Origin of the sequence: Aquirufa aurantiipilula (genome assembly GCF_019923745.1) — a bacterium.
GTDB classification, from domain to species: Bacteria; Bacteroidota; Bacteroidia; order Cytophagales; family Spirosomataceae; genus Aquirufa; species Aquirufa aurantiipilula.
The window spans coordinates 385614-391932 of record NZ_JAANOG010000002.1 but is presented as its reverse complement, the minus strand read 5'-3'; the positions used below and the strand labels follow the sequence as shown (position 1 = coordinate 391932).

The 6319-nt window shown below is 39.4% G+C and carries 4 protein-coding genes; 2 read left to right on the top strand and 2 right to left on the bottom strand.

Annotated elements, in window-relative coordinates:
* The first annotated feature begins 6 nt into the window (after positions 1 to 6).
* Complete coding sequence (locus G9H60_RS13615; protein WP_394369770.1) at positions 7 to 153, top strand: integrase core domain-containing protein; 147 nt, start codon at positions 7 to 9, stop codon at positions 151 to 153.
* A 101-nt stretch (positions 154 to 254) separates the two neighbouring features.
* On the opposite strand, the gene leuS is transcribed toward G9H60_RS13615, so the two are convergent.
* Positions 255 to 3077, bottom strand: a complete 2823-nt coding sequence (gene leuS, locus G9H60_RS03640; RefSeq protein ID WP_223142738.1) for a leucine--tRNA ligase — start codon at positions 3075 to 3077, stop codon at positions 255 to 257.
* A gap of 130 nt (positions 3078 to 3207) precedes the next feature.
* Here leuS and G9H60_RS03635 point away from each other — a divergent pair, with 130 nt between their 5' ends.
* Positions 3208 to 4164, top strand: coding sequence for a sulfite exporter TauE/SafE family protein (locus tag G9H60_RS03635; protein WP_223142737.1), 957 nt, complete (start codon positions 3208 to 3210; stop codon positions 4162 to 4164).
* Here G9H60_RS03635 and G9H60_RS03630 read toward each other — a convergent pair.
* Positions 4161 to 6284, bottom strand: a complete 2124-nt coding sequence (locus G9H60_RS03630) for an FG-GAP repeat domain-containing protein (protein ID WP_223142736.1) — start codon at positions 6282 to 6284, stop codon at positions 4161 to 4163. The two genes, G9H60_RS03635 and G9H60_RS03630, sit on opposite strands and share 4 nt — an antisense overlap.
* Between the last annotated feature and the right edge of the window lie 35 nt (positions 6285 to 6319).

The window sequence follows — 6319 nt, the reverse complement described above, 5'->3', positions numbered from 1 at the left end:
GGAATCTTGAAAAATGAATTCAATTTAGATGCTACGTATAAAAACCTGAAAACCGCTCAAAAAGCGGTTTCACAAGCCATTAAAACCTACAATGAAGTAAGACCGCATTTAGCTTTAAAAATGAAAAAGCCAGTTGATTTATATGCAGCTTAAACTATATTTACAATGAGTTATTAATAAACCCAACTGTCAACCTATATCAGGACAAGACACTAATCCCTAATCCCTAATAACTAAACACTAATAACTAACTTCTATTTTGCCAACACAATATTCACAATCCGCTTTGGCACCACAATGATCTTACTTGGTGTTTGACCATCCAATACTTTTTGAACTTGAGCATGAGCTAAAACGCCCGCTTCTACTTCAGCTGGACTGGCAGTTGCTGAGAAAGACAAGGTTAATTTCACTTTTCCATTGAATGAGATTGGGTAATTAAATTCATCTTCTACCAAATAGGCTGCATTGAATTCTGGGAATTTAGCTTGGGAAATACTTCCTGCCTCCTCACCCAAGGCTAGCCATAACTCTTCTGCCATGTGAGGGGCATAAGGAGATAATAATAGTACTAAATCCTTTAAAATGGCCTTTTTATGACATTTCAATTGAGTCAAATCATTGACACAAATCATCAAGGTAGAAACTACCGTGTTGAATGAATAACGCTCTAAATCTTCATGAACTTTTCGGATGGCCGTATGTAAAACCTTCAATTCCTCTGGCTTCACTGGAGCATCTTCCAATTTAATTTTTTGAGTTGTTTCATCAAAAAACAAACGCCACACTTTTCTTAAGAAATTGTGTGAACCTGAAATGCTGTTGGTATTCCAAGGTTTAAATTGCTCCAAGGGTCCCAAAAACATCTCATATACACGCAAGGTATCAGCTCCATATTTAGCAATCAAATCATCTGGATTCACCACATTGTACTTGGATTTGGACATTTTTTCCACTTCCCAACCACAAACATATTTACCATCTTCTAACACAAAAACAGCATCCGAAGGAACATCGTTTCTTGAAGATTTGAAAGCCTCTACGTTCAATATGTCATTCTCCACAATATTGACATCCACATGCAAAGCTGCTACATCATATTGATCTTTTAATCCATGAGAAACAAAGGTAGCTGGACTCACATTTTTCACCCGATATACGAAATTAGATCTACCTTGAATCATTCCTTGGTTGATCAATTTCTTGGCAAACTCTTCTTCCTTCACATATCCCAAGTCTTTCAAGAATTTATTCCAAAAGCGAGAATACAATAAATGTCCTGTTGCATGCTCTGAACCTCCAATGTATAAATCCACTGCTTTCCAATAATTCACAGCCTCTTGAGAAGCAAATTCCTGGTCATTTTTGGCATCCATGTAACGGTACCAGTACCAAGAAGAACCTGCCCAACCTGGCATAGTAGACCATTCATAATCGTACTGCCCTTGGTATTTCCAAACATCTGCTGCCCGACCTAATGGCGGCTCACCAGTTTCTGTGGGTAGGTATTTATCAATTTTAGGAAGCTCTAATGGTAGTTCACTTTCCTGAATCAAATAAGGCAATAAATCTCCTTTAGAATTTGGTTTGAAATATACTGGAACGGGTTCTCCCCAATAACGCTGACGAGAAAATACCGCATTACGCATACGGTACTGAATCTTTCCTTTACCAATACCTTTCTCCTCTAACCATGCAGTTAAAATAGGAATAGCCTCTTGATAGGTCTTACCATTAATCAATTCAGAATTAATGTATTTCCCTTCCTTAGTCGCATCAGCTTGTTTCTCTATATCCTTCTGTGCATCCAAAATTGGAATGATAGGAAGGTTAAAATGCGTCGCAAAGTTCCAGTCGCGCTGATCACCCGAAGGCACACCCATCACGGCTCCAGTTCCATATCCTGCTAATACATAATCAGCCAAATAAATGGGTACACGCTCACCATTGAAGGGATTAATCACAAATGAGCCCGTAAACACTCCGCTCACTTGCTTTACTTCAGAGACACGGTCTAACTCAGAACGAGATTTCGCCCAAGTCACATAAGCCTCTACAGCTTCTTTTTGATCTGGGGTAGTCAATTCCTCTACCCACTCATGCTCTGGTGCCAAAACCATGAAGGAAACTCCATATATGGTATCTACCCGAGTAGTAAACACTTTGATTTTTTTATGAGAAAGAGCAGGATTATCAATATCAAAATCAACCTCAGCCCCGATGGATTTTCCAATCCAATTGCGCTGCTGTTCTTTCAATGAATCTGACCAATCTACCTCTTCCAATCCACGCAATAGTCGGTCGGCATAAGCCGTAATACGCATCGACCACTGACGCATTTTCTTTTGTTCTACCGGATGGCCTCCTCGTTCAGAAACACCGTCTTTGACTTCATCATTCGCTAAAACGGTCCCTAAAGCAGGGCACCAGTTTACAACGGAATCATCCAAGAAAGCTAAACGAAAAGCTAATAAATAGGCATATTTCTCTTCTTCAGAATAGGCGTTCCACTCTTCTGCGCTAATTCGCTTTACCTCTTCATCACAAACGGCTTGTACTCCGATAGAGCCTGATTTTTCAAAAATTTGAATCAAAGAATCGATTGACTCCGCTTTATCCGAAGCATGGTTGTACCAAGAATTGAACAATTGCATGAAAATCCATTGGGTCCATTTGTAATATGATGGATCCGAAGTTCTTACCTCTCTAGTCCAATCAAAAGAAAAACCCATGTTTTTCAATTGCTCAATGTATCTAGCAATATTTTGCTCGGTTGTTAATGCAGGATGCTGACCTGTTTGAATAGCATATTGCTCAGCAGGAAGGCCAAAGGAATCAAAACCCATCGGGTGTAATACTTCAAATCCCTGCAAACGCTTGTAGCGCGAGATGATATCAGATGCAATGTAGCCTAGCGGATGTCCGACGTGTAATCCTGCCCCGGATGGGTATGGAAACATATCCAACACATAATATTTGGGTTTGTTTGGATTAACATTTGCTTGAAAGGTATTATTTGCCTCCCAAAAAGACTGCCATTGCTTTTCGATTTCTCGAAACTGATACTCTGTACGCATAAATTTTTATCATTTTAAAAAAGGAATGCAAATTACGGCTTTTTTATGAAAAAATATTTACTCTACTTTATTGGTAGATTAGATAAAGTCTACTATTTTTGTAGGCGATTTTACCTTACGAGTAAACAATATGTCCCCAAATACTCCTCCTAGTCCAGAAACAAAGAGAAATTTTCCAAGCATTTTCAAAGCGGTGCAAACCATTTGGAAGCGTGAAAGAAGTATTACTGAAGTCATTATACACATTAGTAATGCCCTGGCATTGATGATTGTGGGTCATTTATTGTTTACCTATGTGACATTTGAAAAAATGGAAGTGGTTTTTTCTTCTGTCAATTCGGAAATACTTTATTACATCTTAGGAGGCTTTATTGCTCAAATGATTGATGGAGCTTTAGGTATGGCCTATGGAGTAACAGCTACTACCTTTTTGTTATCTGTGGGTATTTCACCTGCAGCGGCCTCTGCCAGTGTACATGCTTCTGAAGTATTCACATCAGGTGTTTCAGGATATATGCACTTGAAATTCGGCAATGTCAATTCCAAACTTTTTAAAACCTTGGTGATTCCAGGCATCATTGGAGCAATTTTGGGTGCTTATGTTATTTCTAGCTTAGAAGAATATGCGGGCTTTATTAAACCTATTGTATCTATTTATACCTTATTTCTAGGCGCCATCATCATTCGTAAGGCATTGATTAAAAGACAAGAAAAACGTCAGTTGAAAAAAGTAGGTCTTTTAGCTTTATTTGGTGGTTACTTAGATTCCATTGGTGGTGGAGGCTGGGGGCCTATAGTATCTTCTACCTTGATTGCTTCAGGTCGTCATCCCAAATACACCATTGGTAGTGTGAACCTAACTGAGTTTTTTGTATCCTTAGCATCTTCGTTGACCTTCTTTACGGTCATTGGCTTAGGTTATTGGCAGGTTATCATTGGCCTTATCTTAGGTGGTGTAGTCGCTGCACCTATCGCAGCGAGGTTGGCCAATAAACTTCCCATCAAATCCATGATGATTTTAGTAGGTTTGGTGATTATCATCGTTAGCCTTCGTCAAATTATCTTGGGTGCCGATAAATTCTTTTAGTCGATTAACAAACGCTTAACAATACTTTGACCTGCCTGATTTTGCCAGCGGACAAATAATGTCCCTTGCAATCCTTTGGGTAATTGAATGGTCTTGGTTTCTTTGGCTTGAATAATCAAAGAATTTAACATGACTCTTCCATGTATGTCCAAGAAAGATAATTCTCCTGCAGCAGCACTCATTACAAAAATGGGGCCTTTGCCTGGATTAGGCCAAACTTGTAAACCATCTTGATTTAGTTGTTCGGTAACAGCATTAGTACCTATATTTTCCAATAATTGGACACCACCTGCCCCTAGACCTATACTAAGATCCATCTTCCCATCTCCATTCCAGTCAGCAGCCATGGGCCAAACACGTTCTCCAAAATCAGCAGTCCATTTAAATGCTTGCGACCTGGTAGCACTTTTCCCATCCAAACTATATTGGATTATTTGCGCTTTACCTACACGATCAAATACAATACATTCCGTTTTTCCATCCCCATCCACATCCAATAGACTGAGGCTTTTGGGAATGAAATTTAAATCTTGAAGCAAATTCGCCCAATTGGAATTATTCAAAATCAAAGATTTATCTGCTTGGAATTGATAAGAACGTATCCTCCCCGACTTTTCCAAAACCAATAAATCCAACATTCCATCCTGATTCCAATCCACCAACATGGGTGTCTCTCCTACTTGAAGAACGGACAGGGGTATTTCTTGCCACTTACTATCATAAGTAAATAAAGCTAATTTAGCTCCCACAAAGGTCTGATAGGAAACCAAAAGTTCTTTCTTCCCATTCCCATCCCAATCCACTGCTTGGGGAATAATATCCGTAGCTTGAATTCCTAGACTAAAAGCTCCAAAATCCGAACTCTTCAAGAGCAAAGAGGCTTGTTGGGCTGTACCTACATTTTCATAATATGTCAAACTAGCTCGTACACCCCTTACTCCTCGAATACCGCTATTCCCGACAAGCAAGTCCAAATCTCCATCTCCATCGGCATCCCACCAAAGAGGTGCCGCATTTTCTCCAACATCCATCATTTGATCTTGCAGAAAGGTTGAATTCTTTTCTATCCAAGAAGAACCTTCCAATTGATAATAAGCTAATGATTGTTGGAAGTTTTGGCTAAACAAAGCATTATCATAGGTATTGCTAGAAACCAACAAGTCCAATTTCCCGTCGCCATTCACATCTTGGGGAAAAGCAGAGGCAAAAGCACCTACTTGAACGGGGTTGCCTGTTGGAAAATGGTAATTCAACTGGCTGAATTGAGGTTTAGATAAACTTCCCGTATTGATTAAATGAATGAGATTTTGACAAGAAACATGACCAAATAAGAGATCAGGCAAGCCATTTTTGTTGGGTAATAATGCCAAACTATTCCCGGAATGCATTACTTGATTAGGGCCTTTTATTTGAAAAGGGATGTAGGTCGTGCTGCATGATTTGCCTAAAACCACATCATCACAATCATTGTGAATAAAGTCGCCCCAACAATCCACAGTTTTCTTGAATTGAATCAGACCTGAACCTTTGGCCGCTACATTTTCATGAAATTCTACATAATGTCCTGCTGGTTCAAAGGCCAATACGTCGATATCCCCATCGCCGTCGACATCACCTATGGCAGGAATATCTGAAGCTGCTACATACAAATTGATTTTCCCAGAAAATCCTTCGGAGTAAACAGGATCAGCCAAGATTTGAAAAGAGATGTTTGACCCAGGTATTTGCTGGTAAATTTTCATGCCTTCAGGAGCGGAACAAAATAGATCTTTCCTTCCATCTCCGTTATAATCCACCAGATGAAACCAGTTTTCTATCTTGGGAAAATTGGTTTCAAACTGAGGGCTATACACCTGGGAGATTTGTCCCGCAGCATTCTTTACTCGTAAAAATGTACTCAATTTTTGGGTACTACGATCAAAAATCACCCAATCTTCCAGTCCGTCAGCATTTAAATCCATGCTTTCCACTTGGACAGAATTAAAGCCTCCAGCCCATGGATTTGCTAAAAACGATTGATTGACTTTAACGGGGATTTGCGAACTTTGCTTCCAAGATGGGGCTTGGGCAATAATTTCCGAGCTTAGAAATCCAAAAAATAAGAATACTAAAATTTTCATTCGATATTTGTAAGCCAAAAGCTCTGGTAATCTAA

What these genes read in the sequence shown, in the direction of transcription:
- leuS (WP_223142738.1), bottom strand. Translation starts at nt 3,077, where the DNA reads ATGCGTACAGAGTATCAGTTTCGAGAAATCGAAAAGCAATGGCAGTCT.
- G9H60_RS03635 (WP_223142737.1), top strand. Translation starts at nt 3,208, where the DNA reads ATGTCCCCAAATACTCCTCCTAGTCCAGAAACAAAGAGAAATTTTCCA.
- G9H60_RS03630 (WP_223142736.1), bottom strand. Translation starts at nt 6,284, where the DNA reads ATGAAAATTTTAGTATTCTTATTTTTTGGATTTCTAAGCTCGGAAATT.